The organism is Niabella hirudinis (assembly GCF_051201075.1).
In the GTDB taxonomy this organism is placed as follows: domain Bacteria; phylum Bacteroidota; class Bacteroidia; order Chitinophagales; family Chitinophagaceae; genus Niabella; species Niabella hirudinis.
The window spans coordinates 112,412-136,069 of the sequence record NZ_JBPEHJ010000010.1 but is presented as its reverse complement, the minus strand read 5'-3'; the positions used below and the strand labels follow the sequence as shown (position 1 = coordinate 136,069).

The following is a 23,658-nucleotide window of genomic DNA, read 5'->3' as shown; positions in this document are numbered from 1 at the left end:
TATTGGGTTTGGAGCATTCCCGAAGTTTCGGAACTTGTCCCGCTTTGCGCATCAGGTTAAGAACAGGTCTGCTATCATGAAATGTGGTATGGTTAGGCCTTTCACGCCAAAAAGGTCGCATCTTTTAATGGCAAACAGGCGCAGCGCGCCGTTGGCAGCGAAAAGGCAGATGTGAGTGCCATAGGCACGGCAGATGTTTCGGGCTGACGGCTCTCAACCCTTCGTCTGGATGGTGAGACGGGTTAAAACCCGCTCTTACACTATTCATCGCCGCTATGCGGCGGGTACAGTTTGCATGCTAACCTGACGCACATGCGAAGCTTCGGGAGTGATCAATATATTGGACTTCCGTTTGCTAAGGAAACGACATGGAATAGTCAATAGTTAATAGGAGTGAATAAGGAATGAATATCGTTTCCTTAAGTCTTGAAACGAGGCTGTGACAGGAAAGGAGTAGTTTTTGGAATGAATTTTTTCCTTTTAAACAGTGCACAGAAACTAATTTGAAACTAAGTTTATGCTGAAAGCGTCACCGGGTGCAGGCCCGGGGTATAGGTTTTGTTCAGTGCGGTCAAGATAATGTTAAGGTGCCGGTCTGTGGTGATGAAATCGGCATGGGAAGCGTCTACAAATAAGATGGGAATAGGGAGCTGCCGGATATACTGCAGGTAGGTTTCCTGTAAGTTTTGCAGGTAGGTATCCGGTATATTTTGTTCGTAACCCCGCTGTCGTTTTTTTATATTTTCCTGCAGCTTTTTTACGGGCGCGTGCAGGTAAACCAGGAGCTGCGGCTGGATCAGCTGCTGCTGTACAATGTCGAACAGGCGCTGGTAAAGTTTGAATTCATCTGCCGATAAGGTTACCTTGGCAAATAGCAGTGATTTTGTAAATAAATAGTCGCTGATGGTGAGTTGCTGAAATATATTTTTTTGCATCAGCAATTCCTGCAGTTGTTTATATCGTTCAGCCATAAAAAACAGCTCCAGCGGGAAGGCAAATTGCTGCGGGTTTTCATAAAATTTAGGCAAGAAGGGGTTGTCTGCAAATTCCTCCAACACCAGGCGGGCATTGAACCTGTTGCTTAAAGCGGTGGCCAGGGTTGTTTTTCCCGCGCCTATATTCCCTTCAATAGTGATAAAATCGTACTGCATTATATTTTTTTTACCGGGGATGGGTCCTGTACCTGCAACAGTAGTTGATGTATGGTCAGGTGCAGCTGCGGATGGAGCAGCTCCGGCGCTATTTCTTCCAGCGGGGCCAATACAAACCGGCGTTCGGTCATCCGGGGATGAGGTAATGTAACCAGGGGCGATTGGAAGACGAGGTTGTTATATAATAGAATATCGATATCGATCAGGCGGGGCCCGTAGCGTTCTTTCCGGACGCGCCCCATGTCCGTTTCAATTCCGAGGAGCCGGAGCATCAGCGGCTCGGGCTGCAGTGTGGTGTCAATCCGGAGTACCTGGTTGTAAAAATCGGGTTGATCCACCAGCCCCCAGGCTGCGGTTTCGTAGACGGAGGAAGTCTTCCGGATGGGGCCAATGGCCTGGCTGATCCGGTTTCTTGCCCGGGCCAGATTGGTGGCGCGGTCGCCCAGATTTCCGCCGATAAGTAAAAAAGCCTGGTTCATTTGTAATACGCTGCAAGCCAAATATCTTTAATTTTGGCGTTTCATCAAAAGAAGATCTGTTTAAAAATCATTATATGCGTTCTTTTTTTAAAATATTTCTGGCCTCCTTCCTGGCGGTTTTCGTGTTTTGCCTTATTGCATTGTTCTTTTTTATGGGGATGGTGGGCAGCGCCGTTTCAAGCGCCATACCGGTGATTGCCGAAAAATCGGTATTGAAAATAGATCTTGGAGAGGCTTATGTAGAACTTCCCTCCAATGATGTACAGTCCATGATAAAGGAAAAATCGCTGTCGGAAACGCCCTCGCTTTATGATGTGATCCGCCTGATCAAAAAGGCGGAAACTGATAGCCGGATCCGGGCCATATACCTGGTGGCAAACGGCAATGTGAACGGGTTTGCTTCCAGTGATGAGATCCGGACGGCACTGACCGATTTCAAAAAATCGGGCAAAGAAATCATTGCCTTTGGCAATACCATGAGTCAAAAGGCTTATTCTGTAGCCAATGTAGCCAATAAGATTTATGTGAGCCCATCGGGCGATTTTGAATGGGTGGGCTACCGGGTAAACTATCTCTTTTTGAAGGGGGCTCTGGATAAGCTGCAGATCAATCCGCAGATCTTCTATGCCGGAAAATTTAAAAGCGCTACAGAACCGCTGCGGGCAGAAAAAATGACAGAAGCCAACCAGCTGCAGACCAGCGTTTGGCTGAATGATTTGTATGCCGACCTGCTGCAGAAAACAGCGGTTGCCCGAAAGCTGGATACGGCAACGCTTCATCAGTGGGCCAACGAAGGTGCCATCATTACACCTCAGGTTGCCTGGGAGCGAAAGCTGATCGATGGCCTGCGTTATGACGATGAGCTGCAATCGGAGATCAAACAGCAGTTGAAAATTGATACTGCCGATAAAATCAATTTTGTAACCATTAACGATTATGCGCAGGCAAACCGGAACCTGGAAGGAAGTGGCGACAAAATAGCGCTGATTTATGCGGCGGGCAGCATTGTGGATGGAAAGGAAGCGGAAGGCGTAATCAGCGATGGCGCTTATGTAGAGCTGCTGCGGCAGGTACGCCTGGACCCCGGGATTAAAGCCATTGTTGTTCGTGTTAATTCAGGTGGCGGCAGCGCACTGGCAAGTGATCATATCTGGAGGGAAATGAAGCTGGCGAAAGCCGCCAAACCGCTGATGGTGAGCTTTGGGGATGTGGCGGCTTCCGGTGGTTATTATATGTCCTGTGCCGCAGATAGTATTTTTGCCTTGCCCGGCACCCTTACGGGATCTATTGGCGTATTTGGAATAATACCCGATATGAGCGCATTTCTGAAAAACAAATTGGGCGTCACCTTTGATGGCGTTAGCACCGGGCCGCTGGCAAACGCCGGTTCTATCGATCATCCGATGACGGAGCAGGAACGGAAGATCGTACAGGGAAGTATTGAGCGCATCTATGATCAGTTTAAACAGCGGGTGGCCGAAGGCCGCAAAAAGGATACGGCTTACATCGAAACCATTGCACAGGGGCGTGTATGGACGGGACTGCGTGCAAAGGAGATCGGACTTATTGATGCTTACGGCGGATTGCAGGATGCGGTCAATGCCGCTGCGAAAAAAGCCGGCCTGAAAGAATTTGCAATAAAAGAGTACCCCAGGTATGGAAACCTGCTGGAGCGTATCCTCGGCTTTAATAAAAGCAACAATTCCGAAGTAATGGTGAAACAGGAATTGGGTATTGAATATGCTAAAGCATACCAGCAGCTGAAGTCCATAAAACAAATGACTAATAGTGTACAGGCCCGGTTGCCATTTGAGTTTTTTATTCAATAGGCAATAGGTAATAGTGAATAGGTAGTAGGGAGTAGGGAGTGGGGAGTGGATGTTGGAAGAGGATCATATAGAAACAGGGTATCAACATACAATAAATGAAGTATCGTCAATCACAGGCTCTTTGGGCCATAACAAAAGCAAGTTTTAAGGCAATTTTCAGTCAGCCGTCATCTATTTTGTTCAGTTTGCTTTTTCCTATAGTATTTATACTCATTTTTGGAGCTTTTACAAATCAGACGCCGGCCGTAAAAAAAGTGGCCATCGATCCTGCCAGCGATACCGTGGGTGCTTTTTACGATAGCCTGGTGAAAGGCGGCTTTATGAAAGTGGTTTCCTATACAGATACGGCCATCCGCAATGCCGATCTGCGTAAAGGAAAGCTGGACGCGGTACTGTTTATCAGCAAGGCAAAGGATATATCGGGAAACAGTACGGTGCTGTTAAAGGCCAGTGAGGCCGGGGCTGCTGCCTTACCGGCATTGGCAAAGGCTATTGACTATACCGGTCTGCGGATGCAGCTTAGCCAGGCGCATATACCCAAACAATATACCATTCAAACACAAATTGTGGCAGGGAAAAAATACCGGTCTATTGATTTTGTGCTGCCGGGACAGCTCGGATTTTCGGTTTTGTTCTCCACTTTATTTGGCATTGCCTTTATCTTTTTTAACCTGCGGGAGCAGCTGGTATTGAAACGGTTTTATGCCTCGCCGGTAAAAAAACTGAATATCCTGGTGGGCATTGGTGTAAGCCGGCTCTTTTTTCAATTGATCAACGTAGTGGTGCTGATCCTGTTTGGCCATTTCTTTCTGAATTTTACCCTGGTGCACGGAGCCCTCACCTTCCTGGAAATGCTGTTGCTTTCGGTGGTGATGTTGTTTCTGTTGATGGGTGTGGGGCTGGTTATCAGCAGCATTGCAAAGAATGATACGGTTATCCCCTTAATGATCAATGTTTTTGGGTTTCCGCAAATATTGCTTTCTGGTACCTTCTTTTCCATCGATGTTTTTCCAAAGTGGATGCAGCATCTTTGCGAGCTGCTGCCGCTGAAGCAGTTTAATGATGCGATGCGCAAGCTGTCCTTTGAAGGATTGCATCTTTATGACTGCTGGAAGGAATTAGGCTACCTGGGTATTTGGATCCTGATTGTTTACTTTGTTGTTTCAAAAATAATGCGGTGGGAGTGAGGGGGAAGGTTTCTGGTTCAATGTTTCAGGTTTCAGGTTCAAGGTTTCAGGTTAGGGGCTTTGAAAAGCAAGACTCCGGAAACCGAACCCTAATATATGGTGTCTATTGTCTAATATCTAGTGTCTATTATCTATTGTCTATTATCTAACATGAAATATATAAAACTTTTGATTTTTAGCACTGTCATTCTTTTACTGGCCGTTACCGGAGTAACCCTGCTGCTGCCCTCACATGTGAGGGTATCCAGGGCCGTAAACCTGCATGCAGGCGCCGATTCCGTGTTACACCTGGTTGGCGACCTGTCTCAATGGAAGCGTTGGTACCCGGGCTTTGATACGCTTGTACTGGAGGCGACGGTAAGAACCGGCGGACGGGTAACGGGGGCAACCGTAAAAAATGTGCAGCTGCAGATAATAGCTTACAGCGATTCGCTGGTAACGGTGGCGATGAAAAAAGGGGAGCAGCCGGTGTTGAACAACTGGAAGCTGATCCGTTATGCGCATTCGGATTCGCTCACCATTCAGAATTATATGGATTTTGATTTTAAATGGTACCCCTGGGAACGTTTTTCCGGATTGCTGGTGGATGGGTCCTACGGGCAGCTCATGGAAGCGGGACTAAGGCGGCTGAAAGAACAGATGCAAAAATAGTAGCAATGCCACAGAGGCTCTGAGACACTGAAGGCTTTGGATTTTTGTAAATTGAAGGCGGGCCATCGCCGCAGCACTAAGAACATCTGTGTTTCAGTGTTTCAGTGGCATTTCCACAGAGGCTTTGAGACACAGAGGCTTTGGGCTTTCTACATTAAAAGCAGCGGCTATTGCTGTAGCAAAAAAAAGTCTGTGTTTCAGTGGCAATGCCACAGAATCTCTGAGGTACAGAAGGCTTTAGGCTTTCTACATTAAAAGCAGCGGCTATTGCTGTAACAAAAAAGAATCTGTGTTTCAGTGGCGTTGCCACAGAATTTTTGCGGCCCTAATGCTCCTTAATGAATTTAAGATTCCGTTGAATTCCCTTTAGCTTGGTGCGTTTTATGGGAGAATGCTTAAAGATCTTTCTAAACTGATCCTCCGAAAACTGTTCCCACTCCCTGGTAGATAAATTAAGGACCTCCGGCAAAGGGGTAAACTCAGGTTGCTGGTTGGGCTTGCTGAACCGGTTCCAGGGGCACACATCCTGGCAGGCATCGCAGCCAAAGGCCCAGTTTTGAAATTGGCCCTTTACAGCATCGGGTATCAGCGCGTCTTTTAATTCGATTGTAAAATAGGAAATGCATTTGCTGCCATCGACCACTTTGCCCGGCAGGATGGCCCCGGTAGGACAGGCATCGAGGCATCTGGTGCAGCTGCCGCAAAAATCACGGCTGTAGGGGTCATCGTACTCCAATGGCAGGTCGGTAATGAGGGTAGCAATAAAATAAAAAGACCCCGCTCCTTTTACCAGCAGGTTGCCGTTCTTCCCGATCCAGCCCAGTCCGCTTTTTTGGGCCCAGCTGCGTTCCAGTACAGGAGCGGAATCTACAAAGCCGCGGCCATTGATTTCGCCAACCTCTTCCCGCAGGTATTGGAGCAGGCTGTTTAACCTGGCCCGGATCACTTCATGATAATCGTTCCCGTAGGCGTATTTCGAAATCCGGGGGCCATCTGTTTGCTGCTGCTGCTGCGGAAAATAGTTCATCAGCAGGGTAATGACCGACCGGGCGCCGGGAACCAGTTTTGTGGGATCGATCCTCAAATCGAAATAATTTTCCATATACTGCATGCTGCCGTGCATGCCTTTGGATAACCATTGCTCCAGCCTGCGGGCATCGTCCTCCAACTGCACTGCTTTGGCGATGCCGCAATAGCTAAAGCCCAGTTCCCTGCTGTATTGTTTAATAAGATTTGTATGCTTTAAAGAAGCGTTCACCGGCGTAAAATTACTGGCTTCCCTGGTAACAGTGTGAAAAATTGTTTTTACAATGCATTGAAGCGGAGCCCATCTGGAAAAAAAGCGGGCTCATGATAGTTCAGGGCAGGCAGTTGTCCGTTTTGTGTTACTTTCAACACGGCGTTGTTAAAAGACTTCTTTAACAGGAACAATTTTGTCATGAACGATTACATCTGCATAAAGATCCCCGGCAGTGGCCGGAGCGCAGCAGCCCGGCTGGCGTACCGCTGCCGTACCTGCTTCAGGAGATACACCGTTTTCCTGCTTTATACGCTTCTTTGTGCATGCTCTTCCGCTGCCGGGGACAGCACTCCGGCCCTCATTCCGCTTCCGCAGGAGCTGCAATGGAAGCAGGATCATTTTGACCTGTCAAAAGCAGCGGCGATTTATGTATCGTCAAAAGAGCTGGAGCCGGTAGTAACCCGCTCCCGGCCCGCAGCGTTAAAGCAGCTGCGGATCAAAACGGGGAGTCCGGCCCCCAATGAAACAGGCTATATTTTCATCGGACTGGATGTGTTGCCGGCGCCTTATCAGGCAGAAGAGGCGTACCAGGTCCGTAGCTCTGCAAGCGGAGTACGGCTCATTGCCAACACGGCCCACGGAGTCTTTAACGGGCTGCAAACCCTGGCCCAGCTGGTTCGTAATAACCGCATCAGCGGATGTATCATTAAAGATTACCCGGCCTTCTCCTGGCGGGGATATATGGTGGATGTAGGGCGCAATTTTCAATCGGTAGGTCAGCTGAAACAGCAGATCGATAAAATGGCGGCTTATAAGCTCAATATCTTTCATTTTCATCTTACCGAAAATGTGGCATGGCGACTGCAAATACGGAAATATCCCGCATTAACGGCCGCAGCGAATATGACGCGTAATAAAGGGGATTATTATAGCGTAGCAGACATAAAGGAGCTTATCCGCTACTGCCGGGAGCGGTTTATAACGCTGGTTCCGGAAATTGATATGCCCGGTCATAGCGAGGCATTTGCCCGGGCCATGAAAACGGGTATGCAGAGTGAACAGGGTACTGCAATTATGAAAAATATTTTAAGAGAGATATGCACTACTTATGATATTCCTTATATACATATCGGGGTCGATGAGGTAGCCATTACCAATAAAGATTTTGTTCCGGAGGTTGAAGCTTTACTGGATTCCTGTGAAAAAAAAGTGATCGCCTGGAACCCCGGGGAGGCCAAAAGCAGTACAACAATACAGCATCTATGGAAGGCCGGGGACCAGCATTATAAAAACGACACCATCGGAAAATATATCGACTCCCGGTTTCTTTACATCAGCGACATGGACCCGCAAAATACCGTAGTCACTATTTTTAACCGCAGGTTTTTTGAGCAGGAGCGAGGTAATAAAAACCTGCTGGGCGCAGAAATCTGTTTATGGAGCGACCGGAGGGTGGTCCATCAAAAAGATCTTTTGGTGCAGAATACCGTTTACCCGGCATTGCTTGCGTTTGCCGAGCGGAGCTGGCGCGGGGGCGGCTATGATGGGGTTTCTTTTGCCATCGGGGCCGGCAAGCCGGAACGTATAAAGGATTTTGAAGCCTTTGAGCAGCGGCTGCTGGATCATAAGAAAAACTATTTTGGGGCATTGCCGTTCAACTATGTAAAACAAACGGGTATCCGGTGGAAACTATTGGGGCCCTTTAAAAATGATGGGGACCTGGGACGGTCGTTCTGGCCCGAACAGCAGGAGGCTTCATTAAAAGATTCTGCCGGGATACCGGCAACCGGTGGTACGGTTTGGCTTTGGCCTACCCATTACCCTCTTACGGCTGGCTGGCTGCCGGATCCGCAAACGCAAACCACCTGGTACGCCTATACCCGTTTTCTTAGTCCCGTTTCGGGAACCATCGATTTCTGGCTCGATACCAAGGATCAGTCAAAATCCGGTGCGGACGCAACACCGCCAAACGGGGAATGGGATTATAATAAAAGTAAAATATGGATCAACCGGCAGCTGATTAACCCGCCGGTATTTCAATTTGCCGGGCGCAAAAGCGGCCTGCTTGAGGAGCCTCTGGTGGACGAAATGTATTACATCCGCCCGCCCCGTAAAATAAAAGTTCAGAAAGGATGGAACCATATCCTGGTAAAGCTCCCGGCAGACCAGTTTGATCCGCTCAAAGACTGGCAGGTGCCGCCCAAGCTCATGTTTACCATAATACCATTAAAGCATACCAGGGACGGCTTAAACCAGGAAGCCATGGACTGGTTATTTGCCCCGGGCAAGTTGCGTACCGTTCCGGCCCGTTAGAGCTCCTGCAATAATTTCATAAAACATTTATTTTGACTGAATTATAGTCAGTTTCTGAGCCTGTTTCCTGACAAAATTTCCGCCAAAACCGGCTTGGATTTTGATTTGCTATAGCAATACCGGTTGCAGGCAGCTGATCCGGGGCACAGCAATGCACCCCCCCCCGAAGTTTCGGGGCAACATCAGGTAACCTGCGGCCACTAACAATAAAAATTATGAACTTAGGAAATTTTACAATTAAAGCAGCGGAGGCATTTCAACAGGCCCAGCAACTGGCCTTTAATGCTAAAAATCCAAATATAGAAGTAGAGCATATATTAAAGGCGATCCTGGACCAGGAAGACTCGCCGGTGGACTTTTTGCTGAAAAAGAATAACGTAACCATCAACCTGGTGCATACCAAGCTGGATGAGCTGTTGGCCAAACTGCCCACCACCAGCGGGGAGCCGGCGCAGCAGATCAGCCGCGATGCCAATAACGTGGTTTTGAGAGCCGGTGCGGCCTTAAAACAATTCAATGATGAGTTTATTACTCCGGAACACCTGTTGCTCGCAATTGTGGAAGGGAATGATGCGGTTGCCAAATTGCTGAAAGATGCAGGACTTACCCAAAAAGGACTGGTAACAGCCATTCGCGACCTGCGCAAAGGAGAAACGGTGTCTTCCCAAACCCAGTCGCAGGAGTTTAATGCATTAAATAAATATGCAAAAAATCTGAACGAGCTGGCCCGGCAGGGTAAGCTGGACCCGGTGATTGGCCGCGATGAAGAGATCCGGCGTACCTTGCACATCTTAAGCCGGCGTACCAAAAATAATCCCATTCTTGTGGGTGAGCCAGGGGTGGGTAAAACCGCCATTGTGGAAGGGCTGGCACATCGGATCATCAATGGGGATGTGCCCGAAAACCTCAAGTCAAAAATCATTTATGCCCTTGACATGGGTTTGCTGATTGCAGGGGCCAAATATAAAGGAGAGTTTGAAGAGCGTTTGAAAGCCGTTGTAAAAGAGGTGAGCAACAGCGATGGACAGATTATATTATTTATTGATGAAATCCATACCCTGGTAGGAGCCGGTGGCGGCGAGGGAGCCATGGATGCGGCCAATATTCTGAAACCGGCACTGGCCCGGGGCGAACTGAGGGCTGTTGGCGCTACAACATTGAATGAATACCAGAAGTTTTTTGAAAAAGACAAGGCCCTGGAGCGGCGTTTTCAAAAGGTGCTGGTTGATGAGCCTTCCGTAGAAGATGCCATCTCCATCCTGCGGGGGTTGAAGGACAAATATGAAACCCATCACCACGTGCGCATTAAGGATGAAGCCATCATTGCCGCAGTGGAGCTTTCGCATAGGTATATTACCGATCGCTACCTGCCGGATAAGGCCATTGACCTGGTAGATGAAAGTGCTGCCAAGCTCAGGCTGGAGATGAACTCCATGCCCGAGGAGCTGGATCGCCTGAACCGGCATATCCGCCAGTTGGAGATTGAGCGCGAGGCCATCAAGCGGGAAAATGATGAAGATAAATTAAAGCAGCTGAATACCGATATCGCCAACTTATCGGTAGAGCGTGATACCCTCAAAGCCAAATGGCAGGAGGAAAAAGAACTGGTAGAGAAGATCCAGGCAGGCAAGGCAAAAATCGAAGATTATAAAGTAGAAGCCGAAAAGGCAGAGCGGAACGGCGACTATGGAAAAGTAGCAGAGATCCGGTATGGTAAGATCAAAGAAGAAGAGGAAAATATTGTCCGGCTCACCACCGAGCTCAATAGTACAGCCGAAAACCGCTTACTGAAAGAAGAGGTGGATGCAGAAGATATTGCGGAAAGCGTGGCAAAGGCCACCGGCATCCCCGTAACAAAGATGCTGCAAAGCGACAAGGAGCGCCTGCTTCAGCTGGAAGCTCATTTGCACCAGCGGGTAGTAGGCCAGGATGAAGCCATTACGGCAGTAGCAGATGCTGTGCGCAGGAGCCGGGCCGGATTGCAGGACCCGCGCAAACCGATCGGTTCCTTTATATTTCTGGGTACCACCGGTGTGGGTAAAACAGAATTGGCAAAAGCGCTGGCAGAATTTCTCTTTGATGATGAAGGAATGATGACCCGCATTGATATGAGCGAGTATCAGGAAAAACATACGGTCAGTCGTTTGGTAGGCGCCCCTCCGGGATATGTAGGGTATGAGGAAGGAGGACAGCTGACGGAAGCTGTACGCCGGAAACCTTACAGCGTGGTATTGCTGGATGAGATTGAGAAAGCGCATCCGGATGTATGGAACGTATTGCTGCAGGTGCTGGATGATGGCCGGTTGACGGATAACAAAGGCCGGGTGGTTAATTTTAAGAACACCATTATTATAATGACCAGCAATATCGGAAGCCATCTTATCCAAAATGCCTTTGAGGATGTGAACGAGAAAAATGTGGACGAGGCTTCGGATAAAGCAAGGGTTGAAGTGATGAGCTTATTGCGGGAGACCATCCGCCCCGAGTTTCTGAACCGGGTAGATGAAATTATCATGTTTCATCCGTTGCTCAAAAGAGATATCGTGGATATTGTGAAAATACAGCTGGAAGCGTTGAAGAAGCTGGTAGCCCAGAATGGTATCCAGCTCGAATTCAGCAACTATGCGCTTGAGTTTCTTGCCGAGCAGGGTTATGATCCTCAGTTTGGTGCGCGGCCGCTGAAAAGGCTGATCCAGAAGGAGATTGTGAACCAGTTAAGCAAGCGCATCCTGCAGGGGGATCTTGACCGCTCGGGGCCGGTACTGGTGGATGTTTTTGATAACACGGTCGTTTTCAGGAACGATAATAAAAACAGTTAAATACAAAGAAAATGATCCCCGCATTTAGCGGGGATTTTTTTGGGAAATGAGCGCCCCGGGAGATTTGTTTTTTGCTTGATATTCAATGATTTATGTATGTGCTTTTTTTGGCGAAAAGAAAAAATTTGTAAGATGAAAAAAAAAATTATCTTCAATCGCTTTTTTGAGATATTTGTTGTATTTATGTGTTGATTTTTAAAAGTTTAAAAATCAAACCACCTACCTAAACCAGATAAATTTTTTAATTGTATGAGTCTGAAGAAAGAAGCTGAGGAAATAATTGAGCCTAAGGACATCTTTGTAGGGAAAAAGGATGCCCCTGTAATTTTGATGGAATTTGGGGAGTATGAGAGCGAGGAATGTGCAAAGGCTAATGAAGTGGTAAAACAGATTCTTGAAAATTATGATGGTCAGGTAAAACTTAATTTTCGCCATTTTCCACAAACAAGAATTCATCAGCGGAGTTTGAAAGCTGCCGAATCTGCCATTGCGGCGGCACAGGAAGGTAGGTTTTGGGAGATGCATAATGTATTATTTCAAAACAGGAGAAACCTGGGTACTACCAGCTTAAAACTACATTCAAAAGAAGCAGGGGTTAATAATAAGAACTTCCTGGAAGAACTGGTAAATGGCACCTATGGATGGCAGGTACAGGATGACCTTAAATATGGGTTAGACCTGGGCGTAAGGGAGGTTCCTACTTTTTTTGTAAACGGCAATGTGATAAAAGGAAAAACGACCTATGCCCTATTAAGCCAGGCTATTGAGGAAGCCCTGAAAGGCGTGAAGAAAAAGCCGGTGGAAAAGGCAAAAGCCAAACCCCGGGAAGCCCCCAAAGCACCGGTAAAAACAAAAACAAAAACGAAATAGTTTTTATATATCCATCCGCTGTCCGGAAATCTTTTGTCCCGCTTTGCATTGCGGAGACTTATTCGGAAAGGAAACTGTAAAAAAGAACATCAAAAGGCCGAAATCCTTTACAGTAAAGGGTTTCGGCCTTTTTGCCGCGATTTTGTCCGCTTAACCGTTAAGCAACATACCTGAAATTGGTGAGGGTTGCATACATCTGTGCATTTATGAATTTCGTAGTTTGATTGAAAAAAATTCAAGAAACAATCATAAAAAATCAATTTTGTGTCATACATAAAAAAAAGAGAAGATTAAATTTTTTTTATGTTGAATAAATGTGGATATTCGCTGTCCCGCGAAACTTTTTTTATCGTTATGAGAAGATCGTTTCTTGCTGGACTTTTAGGAGAAACATTATCGTAAATGCATCAATAAACTTGGTAACTTCTGATGGAGAAAAATGTCGAAAAAATCTGGTCTAATTGTTTAAAGATTATAAAAGACATTGTGGAGTGGCAGCACTATAAAACCTGGTTTGAACCTATAAAGGCAATCTCATTAAAAAATAACGTGTTGGTGATCCAGGTCCCCAGCCAATTCTTTTTTGAGTATCTTGAGGAACATTACGTAAATTTATTGGCAAAGACATTGAAGCGTGAGTTGGGGAAGGAGGCCCGTCTTGAATATCGCATTATGGTAGACAGCGGCAACAGTAAGAACAAACCGCTTACTATGGATGTGACGGGGACGGGATATAAGACCTATTCTAATAACGAAATGGATTTTCCGCTTGTGATCAACAATCCTGTAAAGAATCCTTTTGTCATCCCGGGCATCAAAAAGATGCAGATCGATCCGCAATTAAACATCAATTATACATTTGATGCCTATATTGAGGGCGATTGTAACCGGGTGGCCCGGCGTGCCGGGAAAACGGTGGCGGAAAAGCCGGGCGCCAATTCATTTAACCCCCTGGTGGTTTATGGCGGTGTAGGCCTGGGAAAAACACACCTGGTGCAGGCCATTGGTAATGAAGTAAAAAAAACGCATCCTCACAAAATAGTCCTTTACGTGAGTTCCGAAAAGTTCATCAACCAGTTTATGGACCATAGCCGGAACAACGCCATCAACGATTTTATTCATTTTTACCAGTTGATTGATGTGCTCATCGTAGATGATGTACAGTTCTTTAACAAGGCCGAAAAATCGCAGGATGCCTTTTTTGCTATCTTCAACCATCTCCACCAATCAGGGAAACAGCTGATCCTTACCTCTGATAAGTCGCCCAAAGACCTGGAAGGGGTGCAGGAACGCCTGCTGAGCCGCTTTCGCTGGGGCCTGAGTGCTGATCTGCAGATTCCCGACTACGAAACCCGGATTGAGATCCTGGAACGGAAAATGAAAACGGATGGACTGGAAATGCCCAAGGAAGTGGTAAAATACATCGCCTACAATATTAACAGCAATGTACGCGAACTAGAGGGCGCATTGATCTCCTTATTGGCGCAATCATCGCTTAACAGGAGGGAAATTGACCTGGACCTGGCCAAAAAAGTGCTCCGCAACTTTATTAAATCTTCCAGTAAAGAAATTACCATCGACACTATTCAGAAGATGGTTTGCGATTATTTTAATGTGTCCTACGATAAACTGCTGCAAAAAACCCGGAAACGGGAAATCGTTCAGGCGCGGCAAATTACCATGTACCTGGCCAAGTCCTTTACCAAAAACAGTCTTAAAACGATCGGGGAGCATTTTGGAGGCAGGGATCATACTACGGTAATTCATTCCTGCCAGACGGTTAAGGACCTGATGGATACTGATGCTCTTTTTCGCGAAAACGTGCTGGAGCTGCATCAGAAGGTACAGCTGGCAGCCATGTAATATGCCGGATAATTTTTTACTGAAATTGCACACAATTTTTAGTTTATGTTGTTGGGTTTCTCTATTTTTGCAGCCCCTAAGTTCTTAAATAATAACGGTGAGGTGGATGAGTGGCTGAAATCAGTAGTTTGCTAAACTGCCGTACGGGTTAAACTGTACCAAGGGTTCGAATCCCTTCCTCACCGCATAATTAACTTACAAGTCTTCACAAAACGCCCGGGAATGCACTATTTTCGGGCGTTTTGCTTTTCCAGCCCTATCAAATTTGCATAAAAATTCTCCAATTTAATAAGCGTAAATCGTTGAGTATTTCAAAACTCAAAAATGTACTAAACGGTTTCAGCGCAAACCCGCTTCCAGTAAGGGGTTCAGCGGATGAACATTTTGTCTTGAAAGGAGCTTATTTGGAAATTTGTAACCCCAAAAATGAGCCATTATGCTGGAAAAAAGTATCGGGTTGCTTTTCTTCTTAAAAAGCCTGAAAGTTACAAAAAAGGAAATCCGAAGGACGGGTACCTAAAAGTTACAGCAGATGGCATTCCCCGGGAACTCAACTAATCCGGGCGGTTCTTACGGACTGCCCTCTTTTTAGCAATTTTTGTTATACTTTAGTTGGACAATAGTGACAATAAATATGGAATTGCTGCACAATAAAATCTTCTTTATGAAAAACTGGGCCTGTTCTCTCTTTTTGTATCTGTTGATACCATTTATTGCAAAAGCACAAAAAGACACCTTATATGTTTATGGGCCTGGCGGCCCGTTAAGCCCGTTTAAGGAATGTGCAGAAAAGTTTGGACGGCAAAAAAAAGTAGTTGTGAAAGTAACCGGAGGGCCGGAAAGTAACTGGATTGATGAAGCAAAGCGCAACGCAGATGTCGTGTTTGGCGGCGCAGAATATATGCTAACGTCCTTTATCAGTGCACACCCCGAAATGATAGCCGTATCAACACGCACTTCTCTTTACCAGAGAGGTGCCGCCATACTGGTGAGGCCCGGGAACCCCAAACATATTCAAAGTATGCGGGATCTCGGTAAAAAGGGAATCCGCATTTTGGATATAAATGGTGCCGGACAGTTGGGATACTGGGAAGACATAGTGAGCCGGCAAAATCTTATTGCCGCTGTTGGGAAGAATATCAGGAAATCTTTTGCCAACACAGCACTGGGCATAGCTGAGTGGAAGAAAGATCGGGATTATGATGCCTGGATAACCTATATATCCTGGCACAAAAACCTCAAAGACATCACTGAAATGATCGTCATACCAGACGAACTACAAGTGTATCGGGGTACGCCCATTGCCCTGACACAAAAAGGAAAGAATAATACCATTGCAACAGATTTTGTAAGCTATTTGAAAACCGGACAGGCACACAGGATATTTCAGAAATGGGGCTGGCGTTAAGGATTTACACAACAGTCCTAATAATTTTAGTAGGATAATATTATCTCCGTCTCTTCTCAAATCTACCATTTGTTTTCGTGTATGCCCATTGTTTGAAATGAACATACAAAAGACCTTTGAAAGAAGTATCAGGTGCATCTTTTAGTCATGAATTATTGCAGTTCATGCTGATATTGCTCTTTTTAAAGAAAGCGTAAATCGCAGCGGCGCATGGTGTTTTCAAAAAAGTACGCTATATTTTACCCATTATCATTTTGAAGTAATACCGGTATTTTTATACAGGGAAGGATTGTGATGTAATATCAGCGGGTTGCCGCAATGTTCAGCAAATTTTTTCGGTATTCCGAAGGCGCAATGTCATGGATTGTTTTAAATGTTTTATTGAAGTAGGAAAGATTATTGTACCCGCAGGCATAACAGACGTCCGTGATTGAATTGTTCTCGTTTTGTAATAGTTTAGCGGCATGTCCAACACGCAGTTCATTTAAAAAGCGTGTAAAAGATTTTCGGGTGCGGCTTTTGAAATAACGGCAGAATGCATTGGGGGTCATATTGCAGAGGGCAGAAACTTCGTTCAGCGAGACATCGCGGTGAAAATTTTGAATCAGGAACTGGTACACTTTATTGATACGCCCTGTGTCTTTTTCATCGTAGCGGCTTTTATAAGATACACTGGCGAGGTATTCGTATTCCTGCGAGGACGAAAGGATATGTATCAGCTCCAGGAAGAAGATGATCTTTTTAATGCTTTTTTCTTTTGAAATAAGGTGCAGCATTTCAACCACCTGCTGTTTTGTTTTTCCAACGAACAGGATACCACGCTGGGAGCGTTGTATGAGTTCTGTAATGGGCCGGATCATATTTTGTTCATCGGTCAGGTTCAACAGGAAATCAGGGGGAAAATAAATCACGGTAGATTTTACCCCGTTATCTTCCTCTTCTGCAAATGCCCGGTCGTTCTGCCAGATATGCGGAAGGTTGGGCCCCATCAGTACCAGGTCGCCTTCTTCAAAGTTGCCGACATTGTCACCGACAACACGTTTGCCATAACTTTTTTCAATCCATACCAGCTCGCACAACTGGTGGAAATGAAACGGAGCGTCAAGATAATATTGATCGATCTGTTTTATTTGTATGGTTTTAGTACCGGCAAGCGCTACCTCAATAAATTGCGGCTTCATATATGGTTGAAAATGTTTTGACCATAAATGTATGAAACTCCCGCAAAAAGGACAGAAAAGTTCAAACTTATAGTATACATGGAGTAAGGCAGCCCTGTTTGAAGTTTTATATTCGCCCTTGATTTTCTGCCTCTCAACGCTTATTTCGGGCGCTCCACCCCCAGGTCTCCCGATTCCGGCATGTTAAAATAATTCTAAAACCCGCATATACAGCAGTTGCCAACCCGCCCGGCCCGATGCTATTTTTACAGCAACAGAATATGATATGAGAAAATTTTTATTGCTTGCACTAATGGTGGCGAATACGATGCTGTTTGCCCAAAACAAGAAGATGATAACGGGTATTATTAAAGATACCAGCCAGTTACCATTATTGGGCGTAACGGTACAGCTAAAAAACAGCCCAATTGTTACGGTTTCGGATTCTTTCGGGCATTTTGCCATTGAAACCCTTCATCCGGAGAAGGATGTTTTGCAGTTCAGTTTCGTGGGTTACCAGCCGTTAGAGCAAAAAGTGATCATGGGAAAAATGATGGAGGTCTTTATGACGCGGGAGACCCGTACGGGGGATGAGGTTGTTGTTGTGGCTTTTGGTAAGCAAAAGAAAACCACCATGGTAGGGTCGGTTACCAGCATTAGCCCTAAGGAGCTCAAGGGACCTTCGAGTAATCTTACCACCATGCTTGCGGGCCGCCTCGCGGGAATCATTGCTTTTCAGCGCAGTGGGGAACCGGGCCAGGATAATGCAAACTTTTTTATTCGTGGCCTGGGGAATTTTGGTGCGGGCAAGCAGGATCCTTTAATTTATATCGATGGTATCGAAAGCTCAACTGAGGATATGGCCCGGCTGCAGTCGGACAATATCGATAATTTTTCGCTGCTTAAAGATGCCACTGCCACTGCTATGTATGGCGCCCGCGGGGCCAACGGTGTTGTATTGATTACCACAAAACAAGGCATTTCTGGTCAAACAAAATTTAACCTGCGCGTTGAAAGCAGGTTGTCGGGTAATACAAAATTGTATAAGCTGGCCGATAATATTACTTATATGCGGCTGGCCAATGAAGCGGCAACTACCCGCGATCCGCTGGGGGTAGCGCCTTATGACCCATCTAAAATCGATAACACCGCTGCGGGGAAAAATCCCATTTTATACCCCAGCAACGACTGGATGAAGTTGCTGATAAAAAACTATACCAATAATGTAGCCGCCAATTTTGATTTGAGTGGCGGCAGCGAAAAAGCCCGCTATTTTGTAAGCATGACCTATGATGAAAACAACGGACTGATGCGCGAGCAAACATTAAATAATTTTAAAAGTAATATTAAGCTCCGTTCTTATTCCGTATTATCGAACATTAACCTGAAACTTACGAACACAACGGATGCGCTTATCAGTATTAAGGCCCGGTTTGATGATTATAACGGTCCTATTGGCGGCGGCGGCGCCATATTTACTACGGCTTCTACCAGCAACCCGGTGGCGTACCCTGCAATCTATCCCCAAAGTTATCTGCCGTACGCAAAGCACCCGCTTTTTGGAAATGCTTTTGTACCGGGAACCAATAATATTGCGTTGTATATCAACCCTTATGCCCGGGCGGTTTCGGGCTACCAGGAAACCAATAAATCACAGCTTACGCCCCAAATTACGGTTAACCAAAATATGAAGGGTATAACGAAGGGGCTTACCGCCAGTTTAATGGCCTATACCACCCGCGAATCTTTTTTTGCAGTGAGCCGGCAATATAACCCCTTTTACTATAGTGCTTTTACCGTTAATGACAGCACCTATCTGAGTTTGCTAAACGGCGTGCGCAACAATGTTCAAATAGGCAGCGCCCCAACGGAGTATTTGAATTTTGCCCCTGGCGAAAAAACCGTCAGTACTGTTTTGTGGGGACAGCTTGCATTAAACTATGCACGGCTGTTTGCTGAAAAGCACAACGTGGGAGCCAGCCTCATCGGGTTTAGCCGTTCTGCCTTATCCGGCAATGCCTCATCACTTCAGCTTTCTTTGCCGGCGCGCAACCTGAGCTTTTCCGGGCGGGCCACTTATGGCTATGATGAGCGCTACCTCATGGAATTTGCGTTTGGGTACAATGCTTCCGAGCGTTTCGCAAAAAAGAACCGCTGGGGCTTTTTCCCTTCTATTGGGTTAGGTTGGGTGGTATCCAATGAAAAATTCTTCGAGCCTTTGCAAAATACCATTTCCAATTTTAAGCTCCGCGCTACTTATGGCACTTCGGGCAACGATGCCGTGGGTCAGTCCGGTGACCGGTTTTTCTACCTTTCGGAGGTTGATTTTAACGGGGGAGGGTATGCCTTTGGAGAACGGTTTAATTATTTTAGAAGCGGCGTAAATACCCTTCGTTACGCCAATGAAAACATTACATGGCAAACCTCCACGCAGGCTAACCTGGGTATGGACATTACCCTGTTTAAAGACCTGACTATTGTGGCGGATGTATACAAGCGCCGGGTAGAGGGGATTTTATTAAACCGCTCGGCAACGGTTCCTACTACATTGGGCCTGCAGGCTGGGGTAGTAGCCAGTACCGGGATAACGGATATTAAAGGACTTGAACTGGCTTTTACCTATAATAAAGAATTAAGCCCGAACCTGAGCCTTATCTCCAGAGCCAACTTTACCTACAGCACCAATAGAATCGTTTATACAGAAGAGCCCTCTTATCCCGATGGCCTGCAATACCTTAGCAAGGTGGGCCGGTCTGGTAACCAGATATACGGCCTCATAGCAGAGCGCTTGTTTACAGATGAACGGGAAGTGGCCAACTCTCCCCAGCAAAGTTTTGGCGGCCTCGTAATGGGCGGCGACATCAAGTACAGGGATATCAACGGCGATGGAAAGATAACCGGGCTGGACCTGGTTCCGATCGGATGGCCCACAACGCCTGAAATTACATACGGTTTTGGAGGCACGCTTGCTTATAAAAGCCTTGTGGATGTGAGTTTTTTCTTCCAGGGTTCTGCCCGTTCCTCTTTTCTCATCAATCCCGGATCAAGTCTTGCGTCAGACGGAACCGTGGAAGGGATTTCTCCATTTGTGGTAAATCCGCGTACGTTTAGTGGCAATAATATTGTTGTAGCGCAATCCGGTCTTTTGGATGTTATTGCAAAAGATCATTGGTCTGAGGATAACCGCAATCCCTATGCTTTTTGGCCCAGGCTGAGCGACAAAGTCGTTGCAAATAATGCGCAATCATCTACCTGGTGGCTGCAAAATGGAAATTTTTTAAGGCTGAAGCAGGTAGATATCGGCTACAACCCCGATAGTAAATTAATTAAGAAGTACGGCCTTACGCTTGCCCGTATTTATGCAAGCGCCCAGAATCTTTTCACCTGGAGCAACTTTAAACTTTGGGATGTGGAAATGGCTGGCAACGGCCTGGGCTATCCCCTGCAGCGTGTGTATAGCCTGGGTATACGACTTGGTTTTTAAAATCTTTCGACATTAAATTAAAAACAATGAATTTCTATATAAAATCAATGACAAGACTTTGTTTCGTTGTTATGGGGGTAACGGCGATTGCTTCCTGTAAAAAGTTTTTAGATATTGTGCCGGACAACCTGGCCAAGATCGATAATGCGTTTACGTTAAGGCAGGAGGCGGAAAAATATTTATTTACCTGTTATTCCTATTTGCCGAATGATGCTTCCACAGTCTCCAACCCCGGGTTTTTAGGTGGGGATGAAATGACGGCACCTTTAAGCAGCAGGTATAATGATTATGCTGTTAACCTGCCGCGCGGTAATCAAAACGTGGTAAATCCCTATTTTAATTACTGGGACGGAAGCGGAATGTCTTCGATGTTCCGGGGCATACGGGATTGCAATGTTTTTATCGAAAATATGCGGGACCTCAGCAAAGCGCCGGATATGGGATTGGATGAGCGCAGCCGCTGGATTGGGGAAGCGATGTTTTTGAAAGCGTATTATCATTTTTTATTGCTGCGGGCTTATGGCCCCATACCCATAACCGACATCAATATCCCGGTGGATGCGCCGGCTGAAGCGTTTAGAATTAAAAGGAATCCGGTAGATGAAGTGGTGAACTATATTGCAGATCAATATGATTCTGCCGCTGCCAGGTTGCCCAATGTGATTCAAAACAGGGTAGATGAGCTGGGGCGTGCTACCCGGTTAGCAGCCTTGAGTCTGAAGGCTAAATTGCTGGTATTAGCGGCCAGTCCGTTGTTTAACGGAAATAGTGATTATGTCAATTTTAAGAATAAAGACAATCAGCTGCTGGTAAGCACGGTGTATGATGCCGGAAAATGGAAACGCGCAGCCACAGCCTGTAAGGAAGCCATTGATGCCTGTGAGCAAAACGGTGTATCGCTTTATATTTTTCCGGGCGCCAGCTTTCCGTTATCGGATACAACAAAAACACAGCTTAGTATACGGATGGCCGTTACCGATGAGAACTGGAACAATGAACTGATCTGGGGCGCATCTGTTAATGGAACTGCCACATTGCAGCGCATCACCGCAGGTCATTTTAATCTGAACTATGGAGGTACCACCAGCGCTATCGCCGACCAGGGAGCTACTTACAAGATGACGCAGCTCTTTTATACAGCCAACGGCGTGCCCGTTAATGAAGATAAGACCCTGGATTTCAGTAATCCCACGATGTTGCGGGTAGGCACTGCCGCGGAAAAGTATAATGTTACGCAAAACTATACTACTGCCCGTATTAATTTCGACCGGGAAAACAGGTATTATGCTTCTTTGGGGTTTGATGGAGGTCTTTGGTATCAGCTGGATATGCTGGGCGATCAAACAACGCTGCGTCTTGAAACACGGGCGGGAGGGAGAAGCACCGGTACGCCCTTACCCGTTACCGGGCTGTTTGCCAAAAAACTAACCAACCTCAAGTTTGTGTGGTCGGCCGGCAATGGTACTACCGTACAACAGTATCCATGGCCGGTAATACGGCTTGCCGACTTGTATTTGCTATATGCCGAGGCGCTCAATGAAGCGGATGGACCGGTAGAAGACGTGCATACTTACCTCAACCGCATTCGTAGCAGAGCCGGGCTCAAAGCCGTTCGGGAAAGCTGGGATGCGTATTCGAATAATCCATCCAAGTACACCACAAAAGAAGGAATGCGCAATATCATCCGGCAGGAGCGCTCCATCGAACTCTGCTTTGAGGGGAGCCGTTTTTGGGATCTGCGGCGTTGGAAAACGGCAGCGGTAGAACTGAACGGCAATGTACAGGGGTGGGATGGGAACCAAAGCGATCCGGCGTTGTACTACAGGCTCAATACCTATTGGTCGCAACGCTTTGTTTCGCCAAGAGATTACCTGTGGCCTATAAGGGAGACGAATTTGCTGGTTAACGAAAACCTGGTACAAAACCCCGGTTGGTAATGTTGTGTATATCAGCAACGTCTTTTATTTTAAATAATCTTATATAATATATCGCGATATGCAGTTGAAATATAAAATAATAATAATAGCCCTGTTGGTTTTTACCGGAGGCCTGTCCTGTAAAAAGCAAACAATAAATACGCCTGTTGAAAAGAGTAATGCGAAGCCCGGTGAGGTGTCCAACGTTGCTGTAAAAAATGCCAATGGTGAATCCACGCTTACCTACACCTTGCCACCAGCGGAAGACCTGCTGTATGTAAAAGCCGTTTATGAAATAAGACCGGGAGTAAAGCGGGAAGTAGTATCTTCCTACTACAATAACTCGATGGTGGTAGATGGTTTTGGAAAGGCCGGGAATTATGAGGTAAAACTATTTGCAGTAACAAAAAGCCAGGTGGAGTCTGACCCCATAAGCGTTAGCGTAGCGCCCCTGGAATCACCGGTAAACCTGGCATTTCAGAGCCTGGTGGTGGTGGCAGGTTTTGGCGGTCCAAATATTAAAGCTGAAAATACAGCGCGCCAGCCAATTGTGATTGTGCCCATGATCGACACGCTGGGGAATGGAAATTATAGCAGCCTGGACAAGATTTATACCGAAACCGACAAGGTCAATCAAACGATACGGGGGTTGCAGGATAAGCCCACAAAATTTGCTTTTTGTGTTACCGATCGCTTTGGTAACAAAAGCGACACACTGTTTAAAGAGCTGACGCCAATGAGTGAGATAAGAATCGATAAATCTAAATTTTCGGAGTTTCCCTTGCCCGGAGATGCCGCCATGGCTTATCCTGCCGAAGGCGTGCGGGTAAGACTTATGTGGGATAATAACTACAATTTAAATGCGGTGTGGCCACGGTTATATACCAACCCCAGTGATATAACCCCGCAAACGATTACCTGGAATATGGGACAGCAAAAAGTGCTGAGCCGTGTAGTGTTTTTTCCCAGATCCGAGAATAACAACCGGTATTATGAACAGGGGAACCTGCGTGATTTTGAAATATGGGGATCCGCCAGCCCTAACTTAGATGGCAGCTATGACGCTTCATGGGTTAAGCTCGCCGCCAAATCCATTATTCGCCCATCTGGACTTGCTTATGGTCAGCCATCCTCGCCGGAGGATCTTGCTTATGCCCTTGGGGGGTGGGAGGTAGAGTTTGAACCCGGTATGCAGCCCATCCAATACCTTCGCATCCGCAGTGTCCGAAACTGGCAGGGTCTTACCAATATGTGGATTTCTCAGATAGATGTGTACGGGAGTAAATAA

Annotated in this window: 15 protein-coding genes and 1 tRNA gene; 12 read left to right on the top strand and 4 right to left on the bottom strand. The window is 46.4% G+C overall.

All coding sequences use genetic code 11. The features are described 5' to 3' along the window. Positions 1–515: 515 nt before the first annotated feature. Together GGU45_RS17545 and folK are read right to left on the bottom strand one after the other, a co-directional pair. Positions 516–1,151, bottom strand: a complete 636-nt coding sequence (locus tag GGU45_RS17545; protein WP_435226930.1) for a deoxynucleoside kinase — start codon at positions 1,149–1,151, stop codon at positions 516–518. Continuing rightward, complete coding sequence (gene folK, locus GGU45_RS17540) at positions 1,151–1,651, bottom strand: 2-amino-4-hydroxy-6-hydroxymethyldihydropteridine diphosphokinase (RefSeq protein ID WP_435226929.1); 501 nt, start codon at positions 1,649–1,651, stop codon at positions 1,151–1,153. Before folK ends, GGU45_RS17545 begins: the two co-directional genes overlap by 1 nt. 53 nt (positions 1,652–1,704) lie before the next feature. On the opposite strand from folK, the gene sppA reads away from it, so the two are divergent. From sppA to GGU45_RS17525, 3 genes are all read left to right on the top strand, one after another. Next, positions 1,705–3,459 (top strand): signal peptide peptidase SppA, encoded by a 1,755-nt coding sequence (gene sppA / locus GGU45_RS17535; RefSeq protein WP_435226927.1) that lies wholly within the window; start codon positions 1,705–1,707, stop codon positions 3,457–3,459. Between the two features lie 185 nt (positions 3,460–3,644). Further along, complete coding sequence (locus GGU45_RS17530) at positions 3,645–4,646, top strand: ABC transporter permease (RefSeq protein ID WP_435226926.1); 1,002 nt, start codon at positions 3,645–3,647, stop codon at positions 4,644–4,646. A gap of 150 nt (positions 4,647–4,796) precedes the next feature. Further along, entirely contained in the window at positions 4,797–5,297 is a 501-nt protein-coding gene (locus tag GGU45_RS17525; protein WP_435226924.1) for an SRPBCC family protein, read from the top strand. 325 nt (positions 5,298–5,622) lie between these two features. Here the strand turns inward: GGU45_RS17525 and queG are convergent, their stop codons facing one another. Then, positions 5,623–6,555, bottom strand: coding sequence for a tRNA epoxyqueuosine(34) reductase QueG (queG, locus tag GGU45_RS17520; protein ID WP_435226922.1), 933 nt, complete (start codon positions 6,553–6,555; stop codon positions 5,623–5,625). Positions 6,556–6,735: 180 nt separating this feature from the next. Between queG and GGU45_RS17515 the strand changes: the two genes are divergently transcribed. From GGU45_RS17515 to GGU45_RS17490, 6 genes are all read left to right on the top strand, one after another. After that, on the top strand, positions 6,736–8,850 hold the full coding sequence (locus tag GGU45_RS17515) for a family 20 glycosylhydrolase (RefSeq protein WP_435226921.1): 2,115 nt from the start codon (positions 6,736–6,738) through the stop codon (positions 8,848–8,850). 215 nt (positions 8,851–9,065) lie between these two features. Continuing rightward, the gene (gene clpB / locus GGU45_RS17510; RefSeq protein ID WP_435226919.1) at positions 9,066–11,669 is read left to right on the top strand and encodes an ATP-dependent chaperone ClpB; all 2,604 of its coding nucleotides are present in this window, start codon (positions 9,066–9,068) and stop codon (positions 11,667–11,669) included. Between the two features lie 249 nt (positions 11,670–11,918). Next, positions 11,919–12,539, top strand: coding sequence for a DsbA family protein (locus tag GGU45_RS17505; RefSeq protein WP_435226917.1), 621 nt, complete (start codon positions 11,919–11,921; stop codon positions 12,537–12,539). 429 nt (positions 12,540–12,968) lie between these two features. Continuing rightward, entirely contained in the window at positions 12,969–14,402 is a 1,434-nt protein-coding gene (gene dnaA, locus GGU45_RS17500) for a chromosomal replication initiator protein DnaA (RefSeq protein ID WP_435226914.1), read from the top strand. A 96-nt stretch (positions 14,403–14,498) separates the two neighbouring features. Beyond that, a tRNA-Ser gene (locus tag GGU45_RS17495) sits at positions 14,499–14,587 on the top strand. Between the two features lie 479 nt (positions 14,588–15,066). Next, positions 15,067–15,810 carry a substrate-binding domain-containing protein gene (locus GGU45_RS17490; protein ID WP_435226912.1) on the top strand — a complete coding sequence of 248 codons (744 nt, stop codon included), beginning with the start codon at positions 15,067–15,069 and terminating at the stop codon, positions 15,808–15,810. 302 nt (positions 15,811–16,112) lie between these two features. Here GGU45_RS17490 and GGU45_RS17485 read toward each other — a convergent pair whose 3' ends face one another. Further along, positions 16,113–16,991, bottom strand: coding sequence for an AraC family transcriptional regulator (locus GGU45_RS17485; protein ID WP_435226910.1), 879 nt, complete (start codon positions 16,989–16,991; stop codon positions 16,113–16,115). 265 nt (positions 16,992–17,256) lie between these two features. Here GGU45_RS17485 and GGU45_RS17480 point away from each other — a divergent pair, with 265 nt between their 5' ends. Genes GGU45_RS17480 through GGU45_RS17470 form a run of 3 tightly spaced genes read left to right on the top strand, consistent with a single transcriptional unit; the run spans position 17,257 to position 23,658 of the window. Beyond that, positions 17,257–20,454: a SusC/RagA family TonB-linked outer membrane protein gene (locus GGU45_RS17480; RefSeq protein WP_435226908.1), complete on the top strand. Its 3,198-nt coding sequence runs from the start codon at positions 17,257–17,259 to the stop codon at positions 20,452–20,454. A gap of 26 nt (positions 20,455–20,480) precedes the next feature. Beyond that, entirely contained in the window at positions 20,481–22,391 is a 1,911-nt protein-coding gene (locus GGU45_RS17475) for a RagB/SusD family nutrient uptake outer membrane protein (RefSeq protein ID WP_435226906.1), read from the top strand. 58 nt (positions 22,392–22,449) lie between these two features. Further along, complete coding sequence (locus GGU45_RS17470) at positions 22,450–23,658, top strand: DUF5000 domain-containing lipoprotein (RefSeq protein ID WP_435226904.1); 1,209 nt, start codon at positions 22,450–22,452, stop codon at positions 23,656–23,658.

What these genes read in the sequence shown, in the direction of transcription:
- GGU45_RS17545 (WP_435226930.1), bottom strand. Translation starts at nt 1,151, where the DNA reads ATGCAGTACGATTTTATCACTATTGAAGGGAATATAGGCGCGGGAAAA.
- sppA (WP_435226927.1), top strand. Translation starts at nt 1,705, where the DNA reads ATGCGTTCTTTTTTTAAAATATTTCTGGCCTCCTTCCTGGCGGTTTTC.
- GGU45_RS17525 (WP_435226924.1), top strand. Translation starts at nt 4,797, where the DNA reads ATGAAATATATAAAACTTTTGATTTTTAGCACTGTCATTCTTTTACTG.
- GGU45_RS17515 (WP_435226921.1), top strand. Translation starts at nt 6,736, where the DNA reads ATGAACGATTACATCTGCATAAAGATCCCCGGCAGTGGCCGGAGCGCA.
- clpB (WP_435226919.1), top strand. Translation starts at nt 9,066, where the DNA reads ATGAACTTAGGAAATTTTACAATTAAAGCAGCGGAGGCATTTCAACAG.
- GGU45_RS17505 (WP_435226917.1), top strand. Translation starts at nt 11,919, where the DNA reads ATGAGTCTGAAGAAAGAAGCTGAGGAAATAATTGAGCCTAAGGACATC.
- dnaA (WP_435226914.1), top strand. Translation starts at nt 12,969, where the DNA reads ATGGAGAAAAATGTCGAAAAAATCTGGTCTAATTGTTTAAAGATTATA.
- GGU45_RS17490 (WP_435226912.1), top strand. Translation starts at nt 15,067, where the DNA reads ATGAAAAACTGGGCCTGTTCTCTCTTTTTGTATCTGTTGATACCATTT.
- GGU45_RS17485 (WP_435226910.1), bottom strand. Translation starts at nt 16,991, where the DNA reads ATGAAGCCGCAATTTATTGAGGTAGCGCTTGCCGGTACTAAAACCATA.
- GGU45_RS17480 (WP_435226908.1), top strand. Translation starts at nt 17,257, where the DNA reads ATGAGAAAATTTTTATTGCTTGCACTAATGGTGGCGAATACGATGCTG.
- GGU45_RS17475 (WP_435226906.1), top strand. Translation starts at nt 20,481, where the DNA reads ATGAATTTCTATATAAAATCAATGACAAGACTTTGTTTCGTTGTTATG.
- GGU45_RS17470 (WP_435226904.1), top strand. Translation starts at nt 22,450, where the DNA reads ATGCAGTTGAAATATAAAATAATAATAATAGCCCTGTTGGTTTTTACC.